Below are 22,885 nucleotides of genomic sequence, written 5' to 3'. Positions count from 1 at the left end.
ATCGGCCTTTAGCATGGTCTGGCCATCGAGGATCAGCTTCTCCGGCTCACGATCCGGGGTAATCAGCCTTTCCAGGTTATCGACCGGGCGGGTCTGAAAGCGTAGCTCGCCACCAGCTTCCAGCAGCATGACGGCTCCGATGGGGAACGAACGCGCGATGCTGACCAGCAGGTCACGAATGTAGTCGTCATCCCAGACCCAGCCGCGCTGGAAGTCCGGGAGATGGATCTTGCCCTCGCGGATTTCCCGCAGCAGATCGTTCAATGATGCTTTGGTGCTGTCAAACGTCGTCATGGGTTTCCGTTCTTGATTGTTGTTGAGCGTCGTTTCAGCGCTTCTTCTCTTCACCCAGCAGGTCGCCCTGCTCCGGGATCGTGATGCCGTTGCGCCCGCAGTAATCCCGGATCAACACCTCCACCATGTTGGCGATGGAGCGGTGCTCCTGCTGCGCAGCGGTGCGCAGGGCATCTTTCAGGTGGGGATCGATGCGGAACGTCAAGGTTGCTGTTTTTGTGGTGGCCATCTCCTTCCCCAGTATCTCACTGCAAATGTACTGTAATGTACTGTAAAATCCCATATAATCCAAGGGACTCCGGGAGCCAGCCCAAGGAGGACACATGGCCCGCCACTACTCGACCCGCAGCTTTTTCCGCCAGGTGCCCAACGCCCTGCTGGCGCGTTACTTCACGGGCCGGGGGCTGTTCGGCGATCTGGACTTCGCGGCCATGAAGGAAACCAAGCCGGATGCGCTGTTTGATGGCTGGCTGACGTTGCCCGAGGAACAGCGCAAGCCGATGGACGCCGAGTTTCAGGACATCTTCGAGCTAAGCTGCGAGAAGGGTTTCCGGGCCATCATCGACGAGGCCCGCTGGCAGATGCAGGCAGACCCGGAGGCAGTGACGGCGTTTATTGAAACCCTGTCGGCGTTGCCCGATCACTATCACCGGGCGATGGTCACCTATCTGGATCACGGCGAGTGTTGGAAAGGCGCAACCCGCTTCTATCATGCCGATACGCTTCCCTACTGGCGCAAGCGCAAGAACATGGGCCACAAGCCGGCGGCGGTAGACGACGCCAGCCTCCACCAACTGGCGGACCAGATCCGCAACTATTTCCACCGTACCGAAGGTAGGGGCAACAACTGCGTGGTGGAACCGTTCCGCCGGGGTGAGCTGGATTACTTCTTTGCCTATCCCGAGGACTACTCCCAGCAGAGTATCGAATGGGTGGACGGCGAGTTCGACCGCCGGCCGCATAACCCGGCTTTCGAGGTGATCTTCGTCTACTCGCAGAAAGAAGGGACGCTGGACCTGAACTTTCGCGGCCCCCGCAAGGCCGTGGAACCGCTCCAGGGCATGTTCGCCACCACCATTCTGAAGCTGGACGAACTGCCGCCCGATCCCAGGGACGAGCGGGTCTACGATCTGGACCTGCTCAGCAAGCGGGGATTCGATTTCACCTATGACGTGGGCAGTGGCATTGAGGATGTCGTTGTTCGCAAGTTGCGACTGTCCTCGCGGGTCAACCGGGGCGAGCGCATCACCCTGGAGGCGGATACTTCCCGTAACCCCGATGCGGTCTACGACCTGCTGGACAAGCTGGGCAAGTCCTTGCCGATGCACCTGTACAACGTCAGCCAGGTGGAGATTGCGGCCTCCGTGGTCACCGATTCCGACAAGCCGGCCAAAACCGTGGCAATCCGCCTCACCTATCCCAACTCCTGCTCGCTCAAGTACGACGAAGTGGGCATCAAGCTGCGGGAGATGCTGGAAGCCTCCGGCGTCGAGCCCAAGGAGCCAACGGAAGTAGAAGAAGCGACCGAAGCCGGTGACGCATGACGCCGCAAGCGGTACTGGCTGAGCTGCTTGACCGAGTGGCCGCGCAACAGGGCAACGCGGTGCTGTTGAACGCCGACGAATTGGCTCAGTGGCCAGCGGAAACGGTCGCGACGCTGAAGGCGCAAAAGGTCATCACCAGGGCGCGGCCTGCGGTCAGTGCAGTCTGCCCCGGCTGCGAACGCGAATGTGTCATGCCCGTGCATACCTTGGCTGATGCGGGGCGCACGGGTGCCTTTATCGTCTGCGACAAGCGCAGCGACATCAGCCGCGTTCCGGTGCCAGATGCCCAACTCGAACAGTGGCAGGCTTCCGGTGATTCCATCGCCGATCTGCTTGCGGGCTTGCTCAGTCTGCAACGCCCAAATATGGGCAACTCATTGGCGGGTCGCTGGGAAGTCGGGGTGTTCCGGGGTAAAAAACACGCCAGCCATCTTGTTCTACTGGCCGGCGAGAGGCTCACCCTCACCATGGCCGGTCACTCGATTGCGTTGACCGAGGTGCTGGCGCTGGAGGGCAACCGCTTCAAGGTGGATAAACGACGGTTGACCCGCCTGGTCGATCAGCCCGTTGCCGGGGCCGGGGATATTGAATCGGCCGAGCAAAGAAGGGAACGCATCAAAAAGCGGGTTAATGAATTGAAGGCCCATGGAGTCAGGGCATTTTTGAAAACGGTTGCCGACGAAGAAGGGCTCTCCATCTCCCGGATCAAACAGCTTATCCAGGACGACGATCCCGCCCCCAAATCGAAAGCCTCTTACTGGTAGCCAGACAGGGCTACCTACTCTCCAACCACAAACCCAGCAACCACGCCGCTTCGCGCCGATTTTCACTAGCCAGCTTGAAGGGTAGTGCCCTAGCTCGTCCGTAATTCAGCCATGTTCAACAACGCCTATGGAGGCGCAAACATGGCTACCGCAATCCTGAGACTTCCCACCGTCAAGGCCCGCACCGGGCTTTCCCGCAGCACGATCTACCTGCGCATTTCCGAGGGTCGCTTTCCGAAGCCCGTTTCCCTCGGCGGCCGTGCCGTCGGCTGGATCGAGGCGGAGGTGAATGACTGGCTGAACCAGCAGATCGAGGCCAGCCGCAAGGCTGCGGACTGAGGGGAGGCCAAGACCATGACCACAAACAGAAAGGGCCGCACTGGCTGCAACCAAGCGACCCTCAAGACTACTACACGCACCCGTAATTCTACCGGTATCGTTTCCCGCGTAAAAGCGGCCGTCGTGACTCTAGCCCTGTGGGGCTGGCTCCCCATCGGACTGGCGCAGCGGATCAACCGCATGGGAGGGCCGCGTGATGAATAATGCGATCTCCCAATTCCGCGACGCAATGCGATCCGCCGGGCTGGTGCCGCCCGACGTGATCGAGCCGGGAACGCTCCACCGCTTCCCTGGGTCCGGCAAGCGCCCGAGCAACCGGGCCGGGTGGTGCCTGTTGTTCGACGACAGGCGAGGCGGTTGTTTTGGTGACTGGTCTACTGGCCTATCCGAGACTTGGCAGGCAAAAAGTGACAAGCCCTTTTCAAGAGCCGAACGAGCAGCTTTCGCCCGCCGGGTGGAAGAAGCCAAGAGACAGGCCGAGGTGGAGCGCAATGCCCGGCAAGCTGATGCAGCCAAGCGAGCCGATGCGATCTGGAACGCAGCCACACCCGCCCCCGGCAATCACCCCTATCTGATCCGCAAGCGCATCCAGCCGCACGGCGCGAGGATTCACAAGGGCGCGTTGACGCTGCCGGTAATGGACTTCGACGGCAGGTTGACCAGCCTGCAATTCCTCTTCGCCGATGGCGGCAAGCTGTTGCTCACCGGCGGCCGCAAACGCGGCTGTTTCATTCCTGTTGCGGGTGATATGAAAGACCCCGCCCGCGTGATCATCTGCGAGGGCTGGGCCACCGGCTGCACCCTGGCCGATGATGAACCCACCGCGCTGGTGTTGGCCGCCATCGACGCGGGCAACCTGGAGCCGGTTGCATTGGCCGCCAGCCGCCGCTGGCGTTCCACCGAACTGGTGATCGCGGGTGACGATGACCGGCTGACGGCAGGCAATCCCGGAGCCACCAAGGCCAAGGCCGCCGCCATTGCATCGGGGGCGCTGTTGGCGCTGCCCCAGTGGCCGGAAGATGCCCCGGACCATCTGACGGACTTCAACGATCTGGCCGTTTGGTTGGCAGGAGGTGGTGTATGACCGCCGACCTGCTGAAGTCCGCCGCGCCACCGCCTGAGGATTGGCCGGAGCTGGTGCCGCTGGACGCGCCCAACCTGCCCCGCCTTGATCTGGTTCACCTGCCCGGCTGGGCCGGGGACTATGCCCGCGCCATCGCCGCCGATACGGAGACCCCGCCAGAGCTGGCCGCCGGGATGGTCCTGGTCGCCTGCGCCACCGCTGCCGCCCGCCGTCTGCGGGTGATGGTGAAACCGGGTTACTTCGAGCCGTGCAACCTGTGGGCCGTGGCCGCCCTGCCGCCTGGCAACCGCAAGAGTGCCGTGCAGTCCGCCGCCACCGCGCCATTGGTCGCGTGGGAACGCGATCAGGCCACCATCATGGAATCGGAGATCAAGCGCATCACCAGCGAGCGCAAAACACTGGAGGCCCGCGCCAAGGAGAAGCGCAGCAAGGCCGCCAAGGAGAAGGACAACGGCAAGGCGGCGGAGCTGGCTCGGGAGGCCGCCGACATCGAGGCCGAACTTCCCGACATCCCCATGCAACCGCAGATATGGACATCGGACGCCACCCCGGAACGGTTGGGCGCACTGCTGGCCGAGCATGGCGAGTGCATGGCCTGGCTTTCCAGTGAAGGTGGTGTCTTCGACCTGCTGCAAGGCCGTTACTCCAACGGCATCCCCAACCTGGACCTGGTGCTGAAGGCCCATAGCGGCGATGCGGAACGGGTGGACCGGGGCAGCCGTCCGCCGGTCTTCCTGAAAGGCCCGCGCCTGAGTATCGGCCTGAGCCCGCAGCCAGATGTATTGCGGGGACTGGCGGCCAAGCCGGGATTCCGGGGCCGTGGCCTGCTAGGGCGATTCCTCTATCTGCTGCCGCCGTCCCCGCTGGGGTATCGCGCTTTGCAGTCCAATCCTGTACCGGAAGGGGTGCGCGACGCCTATGCGGCCGGTCTCCGTGCCATGTTGGATTGGGAGCCCGCCACCAACGAACACGGAGGAGAGGAAAGGCCGCACCTGCTACGCCTGAGCGATGAAGCCTATGCGGAGTGGTACGCCTTTGCCCAGGCCATCGAGGCGCAGATGCAACCGGGCCGGGAACTGGAACACTTCACCGACTGGGCCGGCAAGGCACCGGGGGCAGCGGCACGCCTGGCCGGGGTGCTGCACGGCATCAAGCACGCACACGGCACGCCTTGGGAAGCTGCCATTACCGCCGAGACCATGACCGCCGCACTGGAGATCATGGCCGTTATCACCCGCCACAGTCTGGCGGCGATGGACATGATGGGAGCCGATCCCACCATTGCCGCCGCCCGACTGGTATGGGACTGGATCGAACGCGGGCGGCTGGCTCGCTTCACCGTACGCGAAGCCTTCAACGCCCTGCGCGGCACCTTTCCCCGTGTCGCCATGCTGCGCGAAGCCCTGGAGGCGCTGGAAGAGCGTGGCTATCTGGAGGTGAACGAACCGCCGCGTGATGGTCCCGGCCGCCCTCCTTCGCCCCTGGTGCGGGTGAGGCCGGAGATTGCGAGGGCCTGGCGATGAGCTGGCGCGAAACCCTCGGGGCACCCCCTTCGACCGAACGACCTTATACGCATAATTCGCAGAATACGCAGAAACACACCGAGCCGGGGAATTGTGCGGATATTGCGGATTCTGCGTATAGGGATTCAAAACAGGAAAGCTCCAAACTGCTGGAGGCCCTGGCCGATGCCTGCCGAGGCCTTGCCATCACACCTACCGAGGTGAAGCTGGCACTGGCAGCGGAAGACATCGACGACTGGCGCAACGGCACGATCAGCACCGATACCCTGGCCGCATTCGCCCACTCACTGGTGCAGCGTCGAGACATGGATCAGGGCAAATGCCCAGACGACTACACGGAGACTGCCACCTGCAAGCACTGCGGGCCGATCTGGTTGTGGTTCTCCGGTGAGGTGTTGGGTTGCCCCTGGTGCTGGAATCGAGCAGCCGATAAGCCGATACCGCGCCCGTGTTCCGTCCACTGCGGCGATTGCATCCACTTCAAGCGAATTAACCATCCGCACCTTGGCCATTGCTCCAAAGGCGAGCCGGAAGCCATCGCCGGATTGTGGGACATGGACCGGCGATATTGCGAATGCTTTTTACCAAGGCCACAGCAAACCCACAACGACCAACCAAGGCCCCCAAGGGCCGATACAAAAAGGTGAATATCCCAAATGATTTCGGTTAAAAAATTTGGAGGTAGACATGGGCGGAATGGGTAGCGGGCGGCACTGGTACTGGGGTGCAAAAGACACCACCGACGATTACCGATCCATCGACGTGCGGCGCTGGAAACGGGACGGCTTGCTCAGTCCGCATCAATCCTTCGGCTGGCAATGGTCGCGGCATGGCGAAGTAGTCGCCTCCATCCGCGTGCGCACTGAACCGCACCGGGTAATCCTTACCTATCGACACCGAAGCGGCGGCGACGATTGGAAGGACGAAAGTTATCCCGTCTATCTCGACTGGACCGCCTGTAACCTTGGTGGGCAACGTCCCTGGTTTCTATGCCCCGCCCGTGGCTGCGGTCGGCGCGTGGCGATCCTCTACGGTGGCGGCATCTTCGCTTGTCGGCACTGTTACCAGTTGGCCTACCCAAGCCAGCGGGAAACGGGCTACGACAGGATGGCACGGCGGGCGGACAGAATCCGCGACAAGCTGGGATGGGAGCCGGGTATCCTCAACGGCAACGGTTGGAAGCCCAAGGGGATGCACTGGAACACCTTCGAGCGGTTGACCGCGCAACATGATGCTTTCGTGCAGATTTCATTGGCCGGGATGGCGGCAAAGCTGAACCTGCTGGGGGAGTCAATCGAAGACTGGATTTAAAGAAAGTACCGGGCGGAAATGTGGGTGCAGTGTGGGTGCAGGAAGCAATAAAACCGCATAAATGAAAAAGGCTTAGCGTTGACTAAACGCTAAGCCTTTGTTCTATATGGCGCGCCCGGAAGGATTCGAACCTCCGACCACCTGGTTCGTAGCCAAAGCCCAGGGCGAGTCCGGCATAGTGGCGCAAAGGCATCGCCTGACTCAACAGCAAGGCCCCCGTCGTGATCTCTGCCAGAGATGCGACACCGGCTGCGGCAAAGAGCATATTCGTCGCCGGCCACTGGTGGGTAGAGAACGGCAGGGTGATCAAGCAAGCCAATAGCAGCACGCCAATAATTGACCAGGTCAGCCGCTCCTCAAAGCGAGACGGCTTGGCGTGCAGCAGATTGACGGTCTCTAGTGTCAGCTCATGATGTGTTCCGTTTACCTTCGTCACATTAGCGACTCCGAATATAGGGAATTATTATTAATTTAGTTGTACTTTTATAATGTAATAATGATCGCTTTTACCACAATTCGGCTCGGTTGTATGCCCCTACCACCGCGCACCTGACGATCTACGTGCTTCTTATGAAAAACAGGGCACACTACGGGTATTACCCCATCAACCTACCACCCATATCCCGGTAGATCCTTTCTTTATCAAGGGCCTCTGCCAATGTTGCGCTGGCGTTTTCTGCCCGTGTAAAAAGAAACGGCCGGAGATATCTTCTCCGGCCGCTGTGGTGTTACTGCTACGTGGTAGCGCTACTTGCGCTTACTGTTGTGCCGGTCAACCCAACGGTTGTACTTGGGCACGAAGTACAGGATGGCGGCCATCAAGACTAAGGCCACCGTCACCACGACAATAAAGCTGGCGTTAGTGCTCATCGCTCACCTCCGTCTGAACCTCAGTCGATCCTAACAAAAGAAACAGGACGCCTACGAAGATACCATAGACTCCGCCTACCGTCGCCAGCTTGCCTAGCAGGATGCCGCCAAAGGAACTGACGAAGATCAGCACGCCTGAATCACGAGCCCCCTTTTTCACGAGGGCGTAATCAACTTTGATCATATCGATCTTGATCATATCCACTCCAGTGCGAGCAACAACCGGACACAGACCCCATGTCGATGACGGTCTCGCCCACGGTATTGCAGGGCGTGATGGAACAGGACGCGCTCAGAAGATGGCAAATCTGGTGCGTGGCCGCTTTTTTGAGGCGCGTCTGGTTGGTAAAATTGAGTCCTACTGTCCTACACAGGAAAACCTTATGAAACTGCTACAGATCATCTTCGCGACAGCCATCGCATTTGTGGCCGCACCAGCTCATGCAGCACACATGAATGGCAACATCGATTACTCGGTGAGCAACAGACGTGGTGATGTTTATCTAACCCTGAAAAACAGACGCTCAGATACACCAGCGGCAATTCAATCTGTGACGTTGTCGTTCCAAGGCGGCGGAGATCAAGATGTGTTTAATGGCCCTGAAAAGCCTATCGCCGGATCAACTACATTTGATCTTGGTGGTGCGCACCATTTGGCAGAACTGGTGTGGCCGCATGGACATCTGAGCAAATTCAGAGGGTTTGACGTTTCAACCCAAAACTCGTGCACTAACTGCATTGAGCGGGCATTTATTCTGCAGACCAAGATTGATTATTCGGGAAAGACCCACCAAAACAACGTGCTCGACCTGTATATGTTTTATTACTACTGAACCGATTACAGGACGCGCGAACATAGGGCATGCTCAAGAGAATGAAAAAACATAAAAAACGCGCCCACCGGGGATCCGGAGCGCGATAACTGGACCAGCCCCACTCGTTCGCCCACACTCGCAAGATGCCGGTGGCATGCAGCAGCGTTATAGGGGTGAAAGGCGACGATCATGGGTGGCCTGAGCACACCCAGTCGCCACAGCTGCTCGAGCATCAGCGTGTGCCCCTGCGCCGGTATCTGGCTATAGAAGGCAAACCCGCCTACTACGAGCTTTGACTGCGCACCTTCGGCGGCCAGCGCGCGGCCGGCGTCGACCAGGAGACGCGCATACGCCTTGGTGTCACCGCGCCAGAACGCGGGCAGGTTTTCCTTGTTCCAGACCTCCCAGGCATTCACCGAGGGGTAGCGACGCGCAAGAGCCGCGAGCTGCTGAACGTACAGCCTGTCTTCTCGCGGCGGGTACTGGTCGAAATTGGATGCCTCTATCGGGCCTGAGCTATCGAACCGCGCGGATCCAACCAGGTAAATATCTGAGTGCAGATCCAGGCGTTTCAGCGTGTGCACCAGGGCATCCAGTCGGCCGTAGCGAAATCGCCCATCCGGTCGGGTCATGGCGGACCAGTGCAGACCTATCCGGACCCAGTTGAGACCGAGCGCCTTGAGCGCAGTGAACTGTGCTGTGTACTGCTTCGGTGTGAACCAGAGCGGTTGGGTGTTGAGCCCCAGGAAGTTACGCCACACAACCGCTCGCTCAGGCATCCTTACCGTGGGGGCATAGATCGAGGGGTGCGCGAGCGTCACGCCAGGGGACAGAACCAACAGGCAGCACAACAGACGATCTCGCACGCCGGCGACGGCGTCAGGTGCTGGCAGGTTCCGAGTCGACCTCGGCCGCGCGGGCTACGACACCGCCCACCACAGACCGAATCTGTAGCAGGTCCAATCCCTGGCAGCCCTTCTTACGGTAGTTCTCCAACAGGTTGCAAAATACCTCCCGCTCGGGTGATGCCGGCGCCGATCGACTGAAGCGCTCCAGTGACTCGGGGCGCGCAGCCAGACGAAGCATCCAGGTACGGGTCGGTGACAGGCCGCACAGCGGTATCAGAGCTTCCAGTGCCCCGAAAAACCGACGCGCATTATCTCTGTAATAAGCGGCGCCGATATTGTTGCCGGTATCGGGCAGCAGACTGATCAGTTCCTCGGTGATATGTCCCATGCGTTTGCCTCGTTGATGATTAGAAAACCAGCTGCGCACTGAGTACCAGTACGCGCGTTTGCCAGCGGACGACGGGGGCCGCCACGCTGGGTCCGTACGCCACGGGCAGCACGCCGTGAGCGTTACGGCCTTCCATGTAGAGATAATCGACGTTGATTCCGAGATGCTGTGTCAGCCGGTGCGTATAGCGGATCGACCCTCCCTCTATCTGGCCTTCACCGTCCCACTTGGTGTTGAAGGAACCCGTCCCGCCAAGCAGTGTGACGGGGATCGATTCACGCCCCAGGTTATGCAGGCTACGCCATACATTGAGCGTCAGGATGTTGTTGTGGTCGTGCCACGGCGTAATACGCACGTAAACGGGAAACGCCTGGTTGGTCATCCGCGTGTGGCGGCTGCCGTCGGTCACCACCTGTATCCCGTAGGCGGCGAGCGAAGGTGCCAGGTTCAGCCCGCCCCGGGTCGGGGTCGTGGCCGTGATCTGCCAGAATCCGCCCCCGAACTTGAGCCAGGACCACCCGAACCCAATCAGCGTGTTGATATAGGCCGCCGAGTTATCGGTGGCGAAACCTGACTGCAGCACCACGAACGCGCCGTGGCCAGTCCCGTCCCAACCTACCTGCAGGAACGGGACTCGCCGGCTTTGGATGTATGAACCCGACATGTCCAGCGTACCGATACCGCCACCCACGCCGTAGTACGTGGTCAATCCACCCGCAGCTTGGGCGCTGCCCGCCACTATCAGACTTGCCGCCATCAGACATGCCGCACTGCGTTTCACAGCGCCTCCTCGCGCATGACCTGCGCTACTGTCGCTCGCAAGAGCAGGATCACGTCGCCGCCGGTGAGGCCTGGGTGATTCCGCTTGAGCGTTTCAACCATCAAGGCGCTCATCAGGTAGGCGTGCGGCATGTCGGCCCGCACCTCGGCCATCTCGCCGCCAAGGCGACCCAGCCGAAATACGATGTGACCTCGTTCACGTTTCAACTGCAGGACCACCCCTTCGTTCTCGCAGCTGTAATCGCCGGTCAGTCCCAGCAAGCTGGCCGTTACAGAGGGGAGTTGGTGTTGCGTCAGCACCAGGCTCACTGACTCGCCGGTACTACCCGCCTCTTGGGTGTCTGCAGTCAGCGAAAGCGATAAGGTGTGCGCGTGATCGGTAGCCAAAGCCTCTACATGGGCAGATAGGACATAACCCCCAGCGTGGCACCGGAACGCGGCCCTTCCCGCGTCTTGGTCCTCCTCATGACCGCTCATCCCAACGCTGCCGTCTTCGTCATGATGTGTCTGATCCGCTTGCACCCCCACCACAGAAAGCAGGCGCTCGAGATACAACCGCGCATTGGTCACTGAGCACGCCTTGCGGGCGGCGTCTGCGATCTTTTCGCTCGGCTGAGCTTCGCAGGCGCGCTCATACTGGAGCTGAGTCAGCTTCGGCAGGCCGGCCTTCTCAAGCCAGCCATTGAAGGTCTTGCAGGACATCGCCGGCGGGGTGGTCGTCTGGGCGTTGTCCGCGGCCAAAATGGAACGCTGCCCTTCCACTAACCCGAAACCCAGACGGAGCAGCTCGTAAGTCCGCTGCCAGCCCTCACCGTGAGGCTTGTCGTAATCCAGCCCATCACCCGGTTTCCCGACCGATGACGCCGGCGCCCTTTGCACCCCGTGCGCAAACTCATGGAGAAATATCACGGTGAGATATTCCTGCCAGGAACTGCACCACCAATCACCGATCGTGGGGGAGCCTGCAATACTCGGATACTCCTTGCGCAGCACCCGTCCGCTCGCATCCCGATAGGCATCAAAGTGGTGTAACCCACGGTTCACGCCGAGCCTGAGTACCGCACTCTGGGTGCGCTCATCCCATCCGCCACGATTGCGCTTAGCATTGGAGCGCTGCGGCTCGATCCGCAACCGCCACTGGGACGTGAACCGATAGCCGTGCTTAGCCAAGATGCTTTCCGCGCGCGACACCTGGCTCTGCAGATACTGATGAGCCTTATCAGTGATCGGGTGATGACCTGTCGCCACAGGAGGTGCGGCGGCCTTTGCCTGCCCCTCCTTCACGAGCGCGATGTAGCGTTGGGGGTTCGCGAGGTCGCTGATCTGCCACCCGTATTCCTTCTTTGCGAGTCTCGCCTTGATTGCAAGGATGGTACTTTTGCAACGGCTGCCGTACTCAAGGCTCAGAGTACCGCCGGCGGATAGGGCTTCAAGTGGAATCGCCTGCGGTGTGTAAAACACCAGACGCTGTTCGCTGTGAGCGCCGGCTCCGTCCGCGCAGATTGCCAACCTCACCAGTGTGCACTTGGCATCGACGAACCTACGGCCGAAAGTGCGGAGCAGTCGCATAAGGTCTGATTTGGGTACAGACATGACATGTGTCTCTCCTATCGGGTTTCCCGTTGAGGCCACAGCGAGATCGGAAAGTGAAGTGGCGGGCGCGGTATACGGAAACGCGCTGCCCGCTTATCCCAAACGGCCTCGACATGCAGGCGCTGTAAATCGGGACGCGCACCTGACTCGTGCTTCTCGCACCGCACCCAGCCTTTACCCAACACCAGCCGTGTGTACCAGCCAAAGGCCCTGCACTCAGCAGTGCCCGTCTGTTCTCCGCTCCACCGAATTCGTGGCGTGGTGAGAGCACATTGATGTGTAATCAGGCTGAGCCCGCACTCGGGGCAACATTCGATTTCGCAGCCGCGGCGATGCAGCTCACCCGGGCGGGCGCCGCATCCTGTGCAATTAAGGGAATTCGCACCCATCAGTCACTCCACATGCCTCGCCCTGTCGCAAACCAACAATCAGCCCCGTAATCCTGGATCGCACCGGTGGAGTCCAGGCGCTCGATGAGTTCAACCAGTTGTCGATCAGGTATAGGCTCGCCCTCGGTGGCCAGAAAGGCGCTCAAGTTGCGTGCGCACACCCCCGGCCAGCGCCAGATGGCGGCCGTCACACGGGCTCCGCGCTGTCCCGCTGCGTACACAGCGAGATTGGCAATAAACTCGGGGAGAGGGGCACACAGGAGCCCAAAGGGTTCGCTCAGGACATAACCGCGAAGATAAAATTCGTACTGCAGGCGGGCCCGCACATTCTGGGGGTCGGCCTCGAGCACGCGACAGCAGAGGTCAAATGAAAAGGGCTGCGTCTCGTCACCGATAAACACCCAGGTCAGTGCTAGTTGTCTTTCCCAGGCCTCGACGCCACGTTTGAGATAACAGGCGCGGACATTGTCTCGCAAGTACACGAATGCCTCACGTGAAACGCCTTCATCGAAATCGTATTCAGTAAATGTCGGGAGGTTGACGCCTATCCGCCGCCGTCTTCTGGCTTTTCTAGGCTTGGGTAAATGCGCCTGCGAGGCAAAAACAAGTTCCGCATCACGACGATGTGGGCTTTCGCCATCTGCTTGATCATCCACCAGACCCACATCAGGAACTTCCCAGCCACGGCTAATACCGCTGGCGTCAACAAGGTGCCATATATCCAGAGCACCAAGTCCCTCGTCGGTTTGAACAGGAGCATCACTAGCGAAATTGCCAGCGTCCATTCTAGGTACGGTAGCGCGATCGCTGCGATGTGATTGGCTTGATCGAATATTGTCTTGGCCGTGCTCAGGCTCGTTGATGTCTGAGACGGGGAATGCATCGAATTCATCGTCATCATCTATCGTCTCTTGATGCCCCTCGGCCATGCGTCACCCCTTGGCCTCGTTTTCGAGCGTTTGTTGCGATTCCGCGCTTAAGAATTCGCCGACACGTCGAAATAGGTTAATGCCCTGGCGGAAGGGTGGGGTGATATCGCGCGGTGTAAAGGGCGGGCATTTCTCTTTGAATTCGTCGCTGAACTGGATCATCGGTACACGCAGGTTATAAACCCGGTCGCCACCATAAGTGAGGACGCATTCGCCACGGTCCAGTCGCTTTAATTGATCCGGCGATATTCGGTACTCCTCTTGCTCTCGTTCTTGGTAGGCCACGCCGCTGGCAGCGCCTTCGTTACTTTCGGGGGTGGTCCGAAGTACTTGACTGGATGCGCTTTCAGAGTCGCTCATCGTGAGCGAGCGTTGCACCCGCGTAATCATACCGATCATTTCGGCAGCAGACTCAGCCGTAGCTTGAGTGCCGAGTTTGTAGTACTGCTTGAACCAGGTATTACCCTCCACCATCTCACGCAATTCCTGGCTGATGGCCTCAAGGTTTGCGTCCGTTTGGAAGGCGGGGGCCAAAATCGTATGACTCGACCGACTTTGCTCAAAAAGTCGGTCCCAGGCCTTCGTAATATATGATCCGGCCTCATCGAATAATCCGAAGGTCGGCGGCCATGGGCGTTGCTCCTTGGGTAGATCTTGAAGCCATGAAACAGCCGTGCGTAAATCTCCTGTTACCATCTTCCCATAATTACTAGCGGCCTCAGCCTTGCCCATCGTAGGGAGCATTACATAAATCACTCTCTGAGCTAACAAATCATCAAACAAACGCACCTGTGGATTGTAATGATTAGAGACCTGCCCGAATTTCCCGGTACCAAACATATAAAGCCGACCACCGATACCGCCGAACGTACTTTTTAGCGCCTCGATATTGATTCCTTTTCCCCGTCTAAACTGGTTCAGGAATATCGACAGATTAATGCGCTCCGGTGCATCGGGCGCCTCACGGGTCAAAATCCGTTCAAGATAATCAAGCGCCGCTGAACTTTGCAGCAGTATCGTCAAGTCAATAAAGTTGTAAGCAAGACCTGTCCTTTGCAACGCGGCAATCAGCGTTGAAATACCCTGGTTGGCCTGCTGTCGAAAATGGTCTGCACCCGGTGAATTCGACGTGTCGGGTATCAACGACAAGCACCTGGCCGCGACTTCGTCGCTGTCACCATCAAGGATGGGATTGTAGGTATTGCTGATTTCCGGCTTACCAGGATTAATGACGCGAAAATCACCTTCACGGCCGGCCCACACCATCATCTGGTGCATCGTTTCTAGGGTTTCGTAATCCAGCTTGCCGTCAATAAACAGGACGCCACCGCCATTCAGGATGTGCTGAAACATCAGCCCGGATTGGCCCACCGTTTTACCGACACCCGACTGGCCCTTAACGACCAAATGTCCCATCAGGTCCTGGTAGGAACCCCAGACAGGCAGACCTTTGTCGGTCGTATACCCAAACAGCAGAGCTTCTCGAATGGCCTCATGGCGGCCCGCGGCAATGACCTGGGGATCTGACCTAAAACCCAATTTGCTGGGCAACATGTGGCGCTGTCGCCATTCACGAAGGTAGCGCCATGCGAGCCATGAAGCACCGCCTGCAGCAAGTGCCGGACCCGCAACCATGCTCGCCATGTCCGGGAATGCAGGCGATGTCAGTATTCCGGCGGCCATGAGAGAGGCGATGGCCGCACCATCGGCGCGACCACCCAGATTGATACCACGAGGATCGAACACTCAGTCGTACTCCTGCCACGACGCACAGAATGATATTATACCATTCTGCGCCGATTTCCAGTGCTTGAGACATCGCGCATTGCCGACATGTCCTCGAGACCGAATTACGACATCCGTGGCGTTACTTCCCGCTCATTGTTGAGTTACGCTCAGTCGCCAGTGATACCAAGGCCGTCTCGAACGCTTCTTGCTCTATGCGACACCAGCGCAAGATAGCATCGTAGTTAAGCTCCACATCCAATACACGCATGAGATTTTTATAGGCTTTTCTGTTGAAAGGCACGTAATAGTCGATTTCGTCAATGAGTAAATCCTGGCCTTCCTTGAGGACGATGAGGTAGAGCGACATAAGAGGCCAGTTAATGGCAATTGCCGGGAGGATGATCCCAAGCATCACCGGCCAAATCATAATGTGACCGAAAAAGACTAGCTCTGCTAACACAACGACACCCGCACCGATCCCCCCCGCGAACGACACATTCAACAGCGCCTCCACCAAGTGGACAAGCGGTTTTATCTCACGGACCAGCATGAATTCCGCGATGGTCTCGATAATTTCCAAAGATTCCAATGCTCCCTCGATAGGGTTTAGATCGCGGCGTTTGAAAATGGGCATTTTGCACCTCGGCGATTAAGTAGGTGGAGACCGACTGTTCACTCCGGTCTGCCTATTAATTATCCCGCCGAGTGCGCTTAACAAATAGGTGGTAAATGCGGCACAAATCGACACATTCGCACATGTCGGAAATAATTTCGCGCACTTAGATGTTGCGAATACTTGTTTGATAACCAGAGGAACGTCTGTGTCTCCTGGTATGATGAGCACAGCTACCGTTGCAGTGTAACGAGTAAATTGCCCCCCCCCCTGAGAGATCACGGGACCCCATGCCCAATAGATGAAATTCTCGGTCCCTAATAGACGGAAAACTGAGGATCACGCCCCTGCAGATACGCGACCTATGGCGTGCCAGCCACTCTTTGGCGTGTCTTGTTGTCTATTGAGCACCGTCGCCGCGGTCTGATGCCGGGATCTCCGTCTATTAGGGACCGGCCAAAAGCACCGCTTGAACAGGCGTCCCGAGACCGCCGGGCTTGTAACCCGCAAGGCCGGCGTAGCGGGACGTCCTCTTGCAGTTTTGCTGCGGACAAATAGAGAACCCGCACTCGAATTGAGTACGGGTTCTATTAATTAAAAGCGATTATGACGACTGACCAGCATCTTGGTTAGCCTCGAGTGCCTCGAGTTCCTCCTTGCGTTTACTGCACAAACCGAGCAACTCGTCCTTCTCATCCTGAGACAAGTCAGGCCGACCATTTATGAACGCCACTGCGTCCGGCAGTTGGTCTAACCCCGTACTTTTAAGGTGTGCCCTTATCCTGTCAGGCGTAGATTGCTGACTCTCGGCTGGCTGACCCTGGGTTGGCCGCTGACTGACTTTGAGATCAGACCGATTCGCAGTAGCTTCCTGTCGACCTTGAAGACTCACGGTTGTTGCATGAGGTGTGTCTGCATTATTTACGGACAACGCACCGATCGATTGGCCGTCATCATCTGCGACTGCAGACAAACCCACCAAGGGACTCAGCGAATATCGCCTCATATAGGTAATCAACGCTCCAATTACCGTTATCGACGCTCCGGATGGCACCATGATCTCAAAGGGCTCGATCACGCTTTCTCCGCTGGCGACATGCACGATCGTCGTCTTGATAGTGAGACGACCCTCTTGGTGAGACGGCGGTTGCATCAGAAGCAGCCCGTGGCGATAGAACACCGGGATGAGGACCGACAAAATCCTATCCAGTGTCGGATACGCCTTCCCTACGTTCTCATTCGTCCCATCACGCAAGACGAGGCCAATCAACTCGTACTGAGCCGCAGACAAGGCTTCGTGCAAGCCTGCGTGCTGGATGACCTCACTTTGCTTAATGCTGGAAACGGTCGCTGGTTTAACTGCGTTTGTTGTCATCGGATTAAGCTCCAATTCGTCCGGGCCCGGACGGTAGGCCAGGCAACATGCCTGTAGGTGAATTGCGGTACGCACGCGAATAAGCCGGACAGGACAGCGTGCGAACACGGGAGCCACGCTACGTATCCCGCAAATCGCATACCCCCTGCTTCGGGGATTCGCTCATATCCATCTCGCTCCTAACCTGCTCCCACCTCAAACAGCGAGCCTTCGCCCGCGATGAGGCTTCTCGGCAATTCCGCCGGGGTTCCACCAAGGAGACGAATGTCTGATCAAATGCCGATCATTGCAAAAGACAAAAGCCCGACCGTCAGAGCCGGCCAGGCATGCGCTAACTAGCAAATGACACGGGTCGCATCATCTGCGAGGGTGGTGCGATCCGTGTGCAACAGGTGAACCGCTCAACCAGGTCGAGAGCAACCCGGCCCGGTTTCTGATATGAAATTTACGGTAGATTGATTTCACGTGGTCGTGAGTCGTATGCGGACTCTGGTTCAAGTTGGCCGCGATAATCTTCTCGCTATCACCGGCCAACAGGTGATTCAGGACTTGTCTCTCGGTATGGGTCATCATTGAACCGTTGGCCGTCGCACAATGACTCAACATCAAGCGTCGGTATAGCCACCTCAGTTGTCGTAACGCATACCCACAGCGGTCGCGTTCTCGTATACTAAATGGGATTAAGCCACCTGTCCGGTAAATTCCCAAGTAAACATCCGCATGCGGCCACACCGGGCAGGCACACCAGATTGCATCGATCAGCCCGCAATCCAGATAGTGTTCACGAAATTCAGCTGACCCGAACCACTCTGCCTCATGAATATCCGCGAGGCGCACAGCGCTCCAGTTCTTCGGAAACGACACGCACCTTGCTATAACGCGCTCAAGTTTATTGGCTTCGGCTTTTTGCTGCGCACTGCATCCCCGCTGATCGGTCGGTGGATGCAGGTATCCAGAGGCGTTTACGACGAGATCCGTGCCCTTGGTCTGGAACTCATCACGTGTGTGTGAGATTAAAAGCCAGGAGACATTCTGTGCACCGACGTCATCGCACAGAAACTGCAGGAGCGTATTGAAAGCCCGATCGACTTCCCATGCGGGGAATTCAGCGAGGTCGTCCCACAAGCACTGGATTGACGCATCGAAAACGTATCCGGCAGGCGCAGACACTCAACGTGCCCATGTCCGGGCCGCCTCGGCTATCACTACTTCCGTGTAGTGAATGTACACCGCTTACACACCTATGGCGCAGTAGAGGGGCCAACGGTGCCGTGGGTTTGTGTGCCGTTGCTCTGCGGGTTGATTACGGGCGCCTGGGTGCTCACCAGTATTGAGCCGTCGTTGGTGAAATTCCCCTGTGCCGTGTGGAAAGTGACGGTCACCGGGTATGTGGTAGGGGCAGAGGGTGTCGGCGTGCATGACGTCGTCGGCGGCGAAGAAGGACAACCCAGCGACCCGTATTTATGGCTGAAGTCCAACTGGGTTTGCGTCGTCACCAGCTGCGATGACGTCGAACCGTCGCCCCAATTCACATCGATCTGCGTGACCGGTAACACCTGGCTCGTATTGTTCTGCGTCAACACATAGGAGGTATTCGCCGTGAGGGTGACCGGCGTGCCGGGCCACACGCCATTGGCGGGACTGATCGTGAAGGTGCGCTGATTTTTGTTGAGGTAGCCGTTCACTGGGGCGCCACTTTGCAGCGCAGCGGCGCGCGTCTGCGCGCTGTTGACGGTCGCTGTGGTGGTAGCGAGCGAACTGGCCGGATTCTGCGGCGAGAGCGAGGCCAGATAGGCCGAAAAATCCATTTTCGAGAAATCCATGCTCTCGATTTGCGGCAGCGTGAATCCACTGCAGTCCGGGTGCCAGACATAGCCGTAGCTTTGTGTTGTCTGGCCGAACAGGCAAGAGCCGGTCGTTGAGTTTGTCACCGTGCAGCCCGTATTGGAGTTGCACGTCTCGTCGACCCAGTAGGACCCGCAGTTGGCAATACAGGCCCCCAACAATGAAACTGGAGGGGCCCATAACGCGCAGTTCCGCTGCTCATTCCACGTGTAGTAGCCCCACGGTTTTGTTGTGACATTGACCTGGTACGAGAAGGTGTAGTTGCACATCCCCTGCTGGCAGCCGCCGTAGACCGTCATCGCAGGGCTCGCCGGCCCGCCCGGCAGCGCATAGTTCATGCTGGGTTGGTTCGTGGGCAAGGTAATCGGGCCACTCCACGTCGAGCCGCCATTGAGCGAATACCGCACGATAGGCGACATACTCGCCGGTTGCCCGTTGCTGTCGTTGTACGTGTAGGCCTCGAGCACAATGTTATCGCCCATAGGCGATGTGCTCGTGAAGTCGGAATTGAAGCCGGTCGTCGCTGGATAAGCCTCTGGCCACTTGAGCTTGAGCGCGGCGTGCAGGGTGCCTCCGATACCGGCTTTCCACGCATGGACGGTGTAATTGCACATGTCGGCCGTGCCAGTACCTGAGCACTGACCCTGTGCCAACGCAAAGCGATTGAGGGTAGCCGGCGTTGTCGACGTGCTGTCGATCGGCACGAAGGTCCACCCCACGTTGCCGTTGTTCAGCGTATTGGGACCCGAGAAGTTCGGGTTCCCGCCGGGTGAGGCAGGGCAAGACGTACCGGCTGAGCAGATTGCAAGCCAGGCCGAGTTTTGCGTGGGACAAATACCATTGAGGTCGCCTGCAGGCGAGGTGGCAGGTGAACTGCACTCACCAGCCCACTGCCACATCGAAACAAGGTTGCCATTCACGCTGATCGGCGTAGTCCAGTCGCCGGCACCCGCGCTGGATCCGTAATACGCCGCGGCGAGTGGCGATGATATGGCCCCGGCCGCATTCGCGGTAAGGAGCTGCTGCAGCTGCGCCCTCCCCTGTACCTGCACGGTCTTCGACAAGAAATTGGGGAAATAGCACCAGGATTGCTGACTGATCAGGACATTCTGCTGCACATAGTCCGTAATCGCGCAGGAGGTGTTCGTCGAGATCACTATGGGTCCGGTAGGCCCAATACCAGCCCCAGGGGCATCGAGGCAGTCATCGGCGGCACCGGTACCGCTATCCGCTGGCGAGCCGCCCACGTTACCGGCCCCGTCCACGCGTACCGCCAAATTCTTCTCCCTTGCATACGACAGTCTGACGTCGCTCAGGGTGCACAAGCCGTTGGCCGGATTGATCTGCGAGGGGTTGGTATTGCAGCACTTCATCGTACTAAGAACCGAAACACCGTAGGCACTAACAATGCCCGCAGCAGCGGCATAACCACCCGCCGTGAAAATCGTCAGGACCAGCGTGAGGATCGCGCTCAGCGTCGTGATCGTACTTAACGCACCACTGGTGATGAATTTGCACTCGTCGTTCGTGCCGCCGAATATGCGGAGCTGCCCGGCCACAAAGCTTGAGTTTTTGATTAAAGCATTCGCGATCGACATCTGCAGGACATATTTCGAAAACCCATTGTTGCCTGCTGCTGCGGTAGGTGTCGGTCCTTGCGTGCCACCCGTGCAACTCGTGGTCGTAGCGCCACAGTGATACGTGTACTTCTGTGACGCACACAAGCCACCAATCGTCGACAGGCAAGTGCTCGAATCCAGGGTTGTGCATTGTGAGGGATTCGGATTACAGGCCGCGATCGTCCCGGGTGCAGAGGCGTAGCACGCCTTGTTGTAGGTGTAACCCGTAATATTCCCCTGGGCAGCCAGGTTATATATGCCACCACAGGTACCCGAAGGCACTGGGCTGCACGATGTAGTATCAGACCCGTAGAACGTGTCCCAACTGCTTGGCGGGAGCGAGGTATTGCCGCCCGGGTACTGCAGGTTCACTTGGTTCGGGCTGAGTTGGTAATACCCCGTCATATTTGTACTTGCGCACGAATTGGTATACGAACTCGCGTCGTAGCAGGTGTAGGTCTGATTGTAGATTTCGCACTGACCCGTTAGCGGGTTCGCGTAATTGCATGTGGGAGCTGGCGACGTGTTCTGGGTACAGGCCGTATAGCTCGCCTCGGCATTGCCATAGATACCCCAGAAATTAATCCATAGCAGGAGAAAACCGACGACAGTTTTTTTCGCGATTTTCGTCATGGCGCCAATGCCTGATACGTACTGCATGTGTCGCAGTTGTAATTGCGAATTTCCCCGCTAACTGCACCCGTTACGCTAACAGGCACGCTACCGGTGTAAGAGCATGAGCTGGTAATCGGCACATTCTGGTAACACAGCCCCCCACTTAGTGTAAAACCAGAGGGGCATGTCCCTCCTCCGCTTGGCCCAGTAGTGGCTGAGCAAACATATGTGGTTCCAGATGCTGTAGTCTGAACGGAAATGCTGCTGCAGTTTCCTGAGCATAGTTGGAAAGAACTGCCGCCATATACCAGTGCATTTAGTCCCGCCGTGTTTACATATGGCAATGTATACAAATATGTAGAAAAGGTGGACGGCGCATAATTAATAAAATCAAACGGTGCCGCAGAATATAAGCCGTAAGTAGACGAGAAGATCGAGGTAGCAAGATAACTCACAACCCCTTGATATGTGCCGTTCACATACAGTGTGTATGGGTGGTTTAGCGTCCAGTAACCCGCCGTGGTACCCCAGTCTGAAATCACACTTTGCAAATAGGTAACGACCGATGAAGGTACACCCGACGCGGTGGAGCCCCAAAAGGTGTCGTAAATCGTTCCGTCCGTTGTGTAAAACAAATAATTATCTAGCAGCCAAAAATAATTAAACAGATTGTTCGTGAGTGTTTCGACTGGGCCGCATGTAGAAGGGTTAATAACCAGTTGCTGCAGCGTACCTGTCTGACAGGAAACCTGCGTTGTATTTTGCGTCGTGACGCACTCCAGAGAGCTATGGCAGTTAGAGACATTGATCGATTGACTCTGTGTGCACGATTGCAACCACGAAACACCGCCACTGGAATTGCTGCACAAATTTGAAAGACCCGTCGTCGGGTTATACATCTGCAGGGTGTAGGTCCCCGCGCAATTCGAAATATTGCCGGTCGAATTGAGAGACGAAACCTGATTGTTGTAGCAGGTCCCGATCTGGGCTTCGCTCGTAACGTCGGTTTGCAGTGCCTGACTGCTGATTACGGTCGAAAGCTGATTGACCAATCCACTACTGCCAACCGCGCTTGCTGCTGACTGTGCCTGCGCGCTGATTGATGGCCCAGTTAAGCTCATCGACCGCTGGAGCGTGATTTGTACCCCGCAATCGAGTCCTGTGCAGGTAAATGTGATGGTGTCGCTGCCTAGCGTGAGCGGCGTCCCAGGCGTCGCTGATCCCGTTTGCGTGTAGTCCGAAGCGGTACACGGCAAACCCTTGTCCCGAACGTTATTGCACAACCCCACGTTGATCGAGCTCACACTCGTTCCACTGGTTGTGCAGCCATTGATCAGGACACCAACACCACCGATGTAGCGCTGCTGGCCGGCGATGCACTGGATATTCCCGTTGGCAGTAAAGGTTCCTTTGGAGCCGGCAGTGCCGCCATAGACTCCCGAATAATCCTGAGATGTGATGCCGAGATCATTCTTGGCTGTCTGAGCTTCGTTGGAAAAGTTGGACATGGGTGACGACATGACGCCGGCGGCGGTTTCGCCAGCGGTTGTCGAAGACGCCCAGACGGGGCTCCCAAGCCCGAGCAGCAACCCCGCAACCAGTGTCCCGAGGAGCTTCAT

23 protein-coding genes and 1 pseudogene are annotated in these 22,885 nt (G+C 58.0%); 8 read left to right on the top strand and 16 right to left on the bottom strand.

Translation table 11 applies throughout. The features are described from left to right. Nucleotides 1–9: 9 nt before the first annotated feature. Both BJI67_RS16000 and BJI67_RS15995 read right to left on the bottom strand, forming a co-directional pair. Nucleotides 10–294, bottom strand: a pseudogene (locus BJI67_RS16000) (DUF262 domain-containing protein); the annotation flags it as partial. 34 nt (nt 295–328) lie between these two features. After that, the gene (locus BJI67_RS15995; RefSeq protein WP_070074266.1) at nt 329–523 is read right to left on the bottom strand and encodes a hypothetical protein; all 195 of its coding nucleotides are present in this window, start codon (nt 521–523) and stop codon (nt 329–331) included. Nucleotides 524–617: 94 nt separating this feature from the next. On the opposite strand from BJI67_RS15995, the gene BJI67_RS15990 reads away from it, so the two are divergent. The 7 genes from BJI67_RS15990 (at nt 618) to BJI67_RS15960 (ending at nt 6,859) form a co-directional block, all read left to right on the top strand. Next, nucleotides 618–1,838 carry a hypothetical protein gene (locus BJI67_RS15990; RefSeq protein ID WP_070074265.1) on the top strand — a complete coding sequence of 407 codons (1,221 nt, stop codon included), beginning with the start codon at nt 618–620 and terminating at the stop codon, nt 1,836–1,838. After that, complete coding sequence (locus BJI67_RS15985) at nt 1,835–2,602, top strand: hypothetical protein (protein ID WP_070074264.1); 768 nt, start codon at nt 1,835–1,837, stop codon at nt 2,600–2,602. Before BJI67_RS15990 ends, BJI67_RS15985 begins: the two co-directional genes overlap by 4 nt. Nucleotides 2,603–2,743: 141 nt before the next feature. After that, nucleotides 2,744–2,941, top strand: a complete 198-nt coding sequence (locus tag BJI67_RS15980; RefSeq protein WP_070074368.1) for a helix-turn-helix transcriptional regulator — start codon at nt 2,744–2,746, stop codon at nt 2,939–2,941. A 196-nt stretch (nt 2,942–3,137) separates the two neighbouring features. Next, the gene (locus tag BJI67_RS15975) at nt 3,138–4,025 is read left to right on the top strand and encodes a toprim domain-containing protein (protein WP_070074263.1); all 888 of its coding nucleotides are present in this window, start codon (nt 3,138–3,140) and stop codon (nt 4,023–4,025) included. Beyond that, nucleotides 4,022–5,548 carry a YfjI family protein gene (locus BJI67_RS15970; RefSeq protein WP_070074262.1) on the top strand — a complete coding sequence of 509 codons (1,527 nt, stop codon included), beginning with the start codon at nt 4,022–4,024 and terminating at the stop codon, nt 5,546–5,548. Before BJI67_RS15975 ends, BJI67_RS15970 begins: the two co-directional genes overlap by 4 nt. After that, the gene (locus BJI67_RS15965) at nt 5,545–6,195 is read left to right on the top strand and encodes a hypothetical protein (RefSeq protein WP_070074261.1); all 651 of its coding nucleotides are present in this window, start codon (nt 5,545–5,547) and stop codon (nt 6,193–6,195) included. The genes BJI67_RS15970 and BJI67_RS15965 overlap by 4 nt, the downstream gene beginning before the upstream one ends. A 40-nt stretch (nt 6,196–6,235) precedes the next feature. After that, entirely contained in the window at nt 6,236–6,859 is a 624-nt protein-coding gene (locus BJI67_RS15960) for a hypothetical protein (RefSeq protein ID WP_070074260.1), read from the top strand. An 82-nt stretch (nt 6,860–6,941) separates the two neighbouring features. Here BJI67_RS15960 and BJI67_RS15955 read toward each other — a convergent pair whose 3' ends face one another. The 3 genes from BJI67_RS15955 to BJI67_RS15950 form a co-directional block, all read right to left on the bottom strand. Beyond that, the gene (locus tag BJI67_RS15955; RefSeq protein WP_070074259.1) at nt 6,942–7,295 is read right to left on the bottom strand and encodes a hypothetical protein; all 354 of its coding nucleotides are present in this window, start codon (nt 7,293–7,295) and stop codon (nt 6,942–6,944) included. A 311-nt stretch (nt 7,296–7,606) separates the two neighbouring features. Next, complete coding sequence (locus BJI67_RS18155; protein ID WP_269449635.1) at nt 7,607–7,729, bottom strand: hypothetical protein; 123 nt, start codon at nt 7,727–7,729, stop codon at nt 7,607–7,609. Next, a complete protein-coding gene (locus tag BJI67_RS15950; protein ID WP_070074258.1) occupies nt 7,719–7,928 on the bottom strand; it encodes a hypothetical protein in 210 nt (69 codons plus the stop codon). Before BJI67_RS15950 ends, BJI67_RS18155 begins: the two co-directional genes overlap by 11 nt. Nucleotides 7,929–8,028: 100 nt before the next feature. On the opposite strand from BJI67_RS15950, the gene BJI67_RS15945 reads away from it, so the two are divergent. Continuing rightward, nucleotides 8,029–8,562 (top strand): hypothetical protein, encoded by a 534-nt coding sequence (locus tag BJI67_RS15945; protein ID WP_070074257.1) that lies wholly within the window; start codon nt 8,029–8,031, stop codon nt 8,560–8,562. A gap of 5 nt (nt 8,563–8,567) precedes the next feature. Here the strand turns inward: BJI67_RS15945 and BJI67_RS15940 are convergent, their stop codons facing one another. The 11 genes from BJI67_RS15940 to BJI67_RS17630 form a co-directional block, all read right to left on the bottom strand. Further along, nucleotides 8,568–9,305 (bottom strand): hypothetical protein, encoded by a 738-nt coding sequence (locus BJI67_RS15940; protein WP_070074256.1) that lies wholly within the window; start codon nt 9,303–9,305, stop codon nt 8,568–8,570. Between the two features lie 118 nt (nt 9,306–9,423). After that, on the bottom strand, nt 9,424–9,780 hold the full coding sequence (locus tag BJI67_RS15935; protein ID WP_070074255.1) for a hypothetical protein: 357 nt from the start codon (nt 9,778–9,780) through the stop codon (nt 9,424–9,426). Between the two features lie 19 nt (nt 9,781–9,799). Next, nucleotides 9,800–10,561 (bottom strand): hypothetical protein, encoded by a 762-nt coding sequence (locus BJI67_RS15930; RefSeq protein WP_156782250.1) that lies wholly within the window; start codon nt 10,559–10,561, stop codon nt 9,800–9,802. Then, nucleotides 10,558–12,153: a hypothetical protein gene (locus BJI67_RS15925; RefSeq protein WP_156782249.1), complete on the bottom strand. Its 1,596-nt coding sequence runs from the start codon at nt 12,151–12,153 to the stop codon at nt 10,558–10,560. Before BJI67_RS15925 ends, BJI67_RS15930 begins: the two co-directional genes overlap by 4 nt. A 388-nt stretch (nt 12,154–12,541) precedes the next feature. Further along, nucleotides 12,542–13,471, bottom strand: a complete 930-nt coding sequence (locus tag BJI67_RS17635; RefSeq protein WP_156782248.1) for a hypothetical protein — start codon at nt 13,469–13,471, stop codon at nt 12,542–12,544. 3 nt (nt 13,472–13,474) lie between these two features. Continuing rightward, a complete protein-coding gene (locus tag BJI67_RS15910) occupies nt 13,475–15,217 on the bottom strand; it encodes a type IV secretory system conjugative DNA transfer family protein (RefSeq protein WP_156782247.1) in 1,743 nt (580 codons plus the stop codon). A 121-nt stretch (nt 15,218–15,338) separates the two neighbouring features. Further along, the gene (locus BJI67_RS15905) at nt 15,339–15,833 is read right to left on the bottom strand and encodes a hypothetical protein (RefSeq protein WP_070074250.1); all 495 of its coding nucleotides are present in this window, start codon (nt 15,831–15,833) and stop codon (nt 15,339–15,341) included. Between the two features lie 583 nt (nt 15,834–16,416). After that, nucleotides 16,417–17,187, bottom strand: a complete 771-nt coding sequence (locus tag BJI67_RS15900) for an ERF family protein (protein ID WP_070074249.1) — start codon at nt 17,185–17,187, stop codon at nt 16,417–16,419. Between the two features lie 357 nt (nt 17,188–17,544). Further along, entirely contained in the window at nt 17,545–18,357 is an 813-nt protein-coding gene (locus BJI67_RS17135) for a response regulator transcription factor (RefSeq protein WP_156782246.1), read from the bottom strand. A gap of 71 nt (nt 18,358–18,428) precedes the next feature. Beyond that, a complete protein-coding gene (locus tag BJI67_RS15895; protein ID WP_197513428.1) occupies nt 18,429–21,284 on the bottom strand; it encodes a conjugal transfer protein TraN in 2,856 nt (951 codons plus the stop codon). Then, the gene (locus BJI67_RS17630) at nt 21,281–22,885 is read right to left on the bottom strand and encodes a hypothetical protein (RefSeq protein WP_156782244.1); all 1,605 of its coding nucleotides are present in this window, start codon (nt 22,883–22,885) and stop codon (nt 21,281–21,283) included. Before BJI67_RS17630 ends, BJI67_RS15895 begins: the two co-directional genes overlap by 4 nt.

Source organism: Acidihalobacter aeolianus (assembly GCF_001753165.1).
In the GTDB taxonomy this organism is placed as follows: domain Bacteria; phylum Pseudomonadota; class Gammaproteobacteria; order DSM-5130; family Acidihalobacteraceae; genus Acidihalobacter; species Acidihalobacter aeolianus.
Note: the sequence above shows the minus strand (reverse complement) of the source record. Positions and strands in the feature narration are given on the sequence as shown.

What these genes read in the sequence shown, in the direction of transcription:
- BJI67_RS15905 (WP_070074250.1), bottom strand. Translation starts at nt 15,833, where the DNA reads ATGCCCATTTTCAAACGCCGCGATCTAAACCCTATCGAGGGAGCATTG.
- BJI67_RS15995 (WP_070074266.1), bottom strand. Translation starts at nt 523, where the DNA reads ATGGCCACCACAAAAACAGCAACCTTGACGTTCCGCATCGATCCCCAC.
- BJI67_RS15990 (WP_070074265.1), top strand. Translation starts at nt 618, where the DNA reads ATGGCCCGCCACTACTCGACCCGCAGCTTTTTCCGCCAGGTGCCCAAC.
- BJI67_RS15965 (WP_070074261.1), top strand. Translation starts at nt 5,545, where the DNA reads ATGAGCTGGCGCGAAACCCTCGGGGCACCCCCTTCGACCGAACGACCT.
- BJI67_RS15900 (WP_070074249.1), bottom strand. Translation starts at nt 17,187, where the DNA reads ATGACAACAAACGCAGTTAAACCAGCGACCGTTTCCAGCATTAAGCAA.
- BJI67_RS17635 (WP_156782248.1), bottom strand. Translation starts at nt 13,471, where the DNA reads ATGGCCGAGGGGCATCAAGAGACGATAGATGATGACGATGAATTCGAT.
- BJI67_RS15950 (WP_070074258.1), bottom strand. Translation starts at nt 7,928, where the DNA reads ATGATCAAGATCGATATGATCAAAGTTGATTACGCCCTCGTGAAAAAG.
- BJI67_RS15960 (WP_070074260.1), top strand. Translation starts at nt 6,236, where the DNA reads ATGGGCGGAATGGGTAGCGGGCGGCACTGGTACTGGGGTGCAAAAGAC.
- BJI67_RS15895 (WP_197513428.1), bottom strand. Translation starts at nt 21,284, where the DNA reads ATGACGAAAATCGCGAAAAAAACTGTCGTCGGTTTTCTCCTGCTATGG.
- BJI67_RS15925 (WP_156782249.1), bottom strand. Translation starts at nt 12,153, where the DNA reads ATGTCTGTACCCAAATCAGACCTTATGCGACTGCTCCGCACTTTCGGC.
- BJI67_RS15935 (WP_070074255.1), bottom strand. Translation starts at nt 9,780, where the DNA reads ATGGGACATATCACCGAGGAACTGATCAGTCTGCTGCCCGATACCGGC.
- BJI67_RS17630 (WP_156782244.1), bottom strand. Translation starts at nt 22,885, where the DNA reads ATGAAGCTCCTCGGGACACTGGTTGCGGGGTTGCTGCTCGGGCTTGGG.
- BJI67_RS15985 (WP_070074264.1), top strand. Translation starts at nt 1,835, where the DNA reads ATGACGCCGCAAGCGGTACTGGCTGAGCTGCTTGACCGAGTGGCCGCG.
- BJI67_RS15980 (WP_070074368.1), top strand. Translation starts at nt 2,744, where the DNA reads ATGGCTACCGCAATCCTGAGACTTCCCACCGTCAAGGCCCGCACCGGG.
- BJI67_RS18155 (WP_269449635.1), bottom strand. Translation starts at nt 7,729, where the DNA reads ATGAGCACTAACGCCAGCTTTATTGTCGTGGTGACGGTGGCCTTAGTC.
- BJI67_RS15945 (WP_070074257.1), top strand. Translation starts at nt 8,029, where the DNA reads ATGGCAAATCTGGTGCGTGGCCGCTTTTTTGAGGCGCGTCTGGTTGGT.
- BJI67_RS15970 (WP_070074262.1), top strand. Translation starts at nt 4,022, where the DNA reads ATGACCGCCGACCTGCTGAAGTCCGCCGCGCCACCGCCTGAGGATTGG.
- BJI67_RS15975 (WP_070074263.1), top strand. Translation starts at nt 3,138, where the DNA reads ATGAATAATGCGATCTCCCAATTCCGCGACGCAATGCGATCCGCCGGG.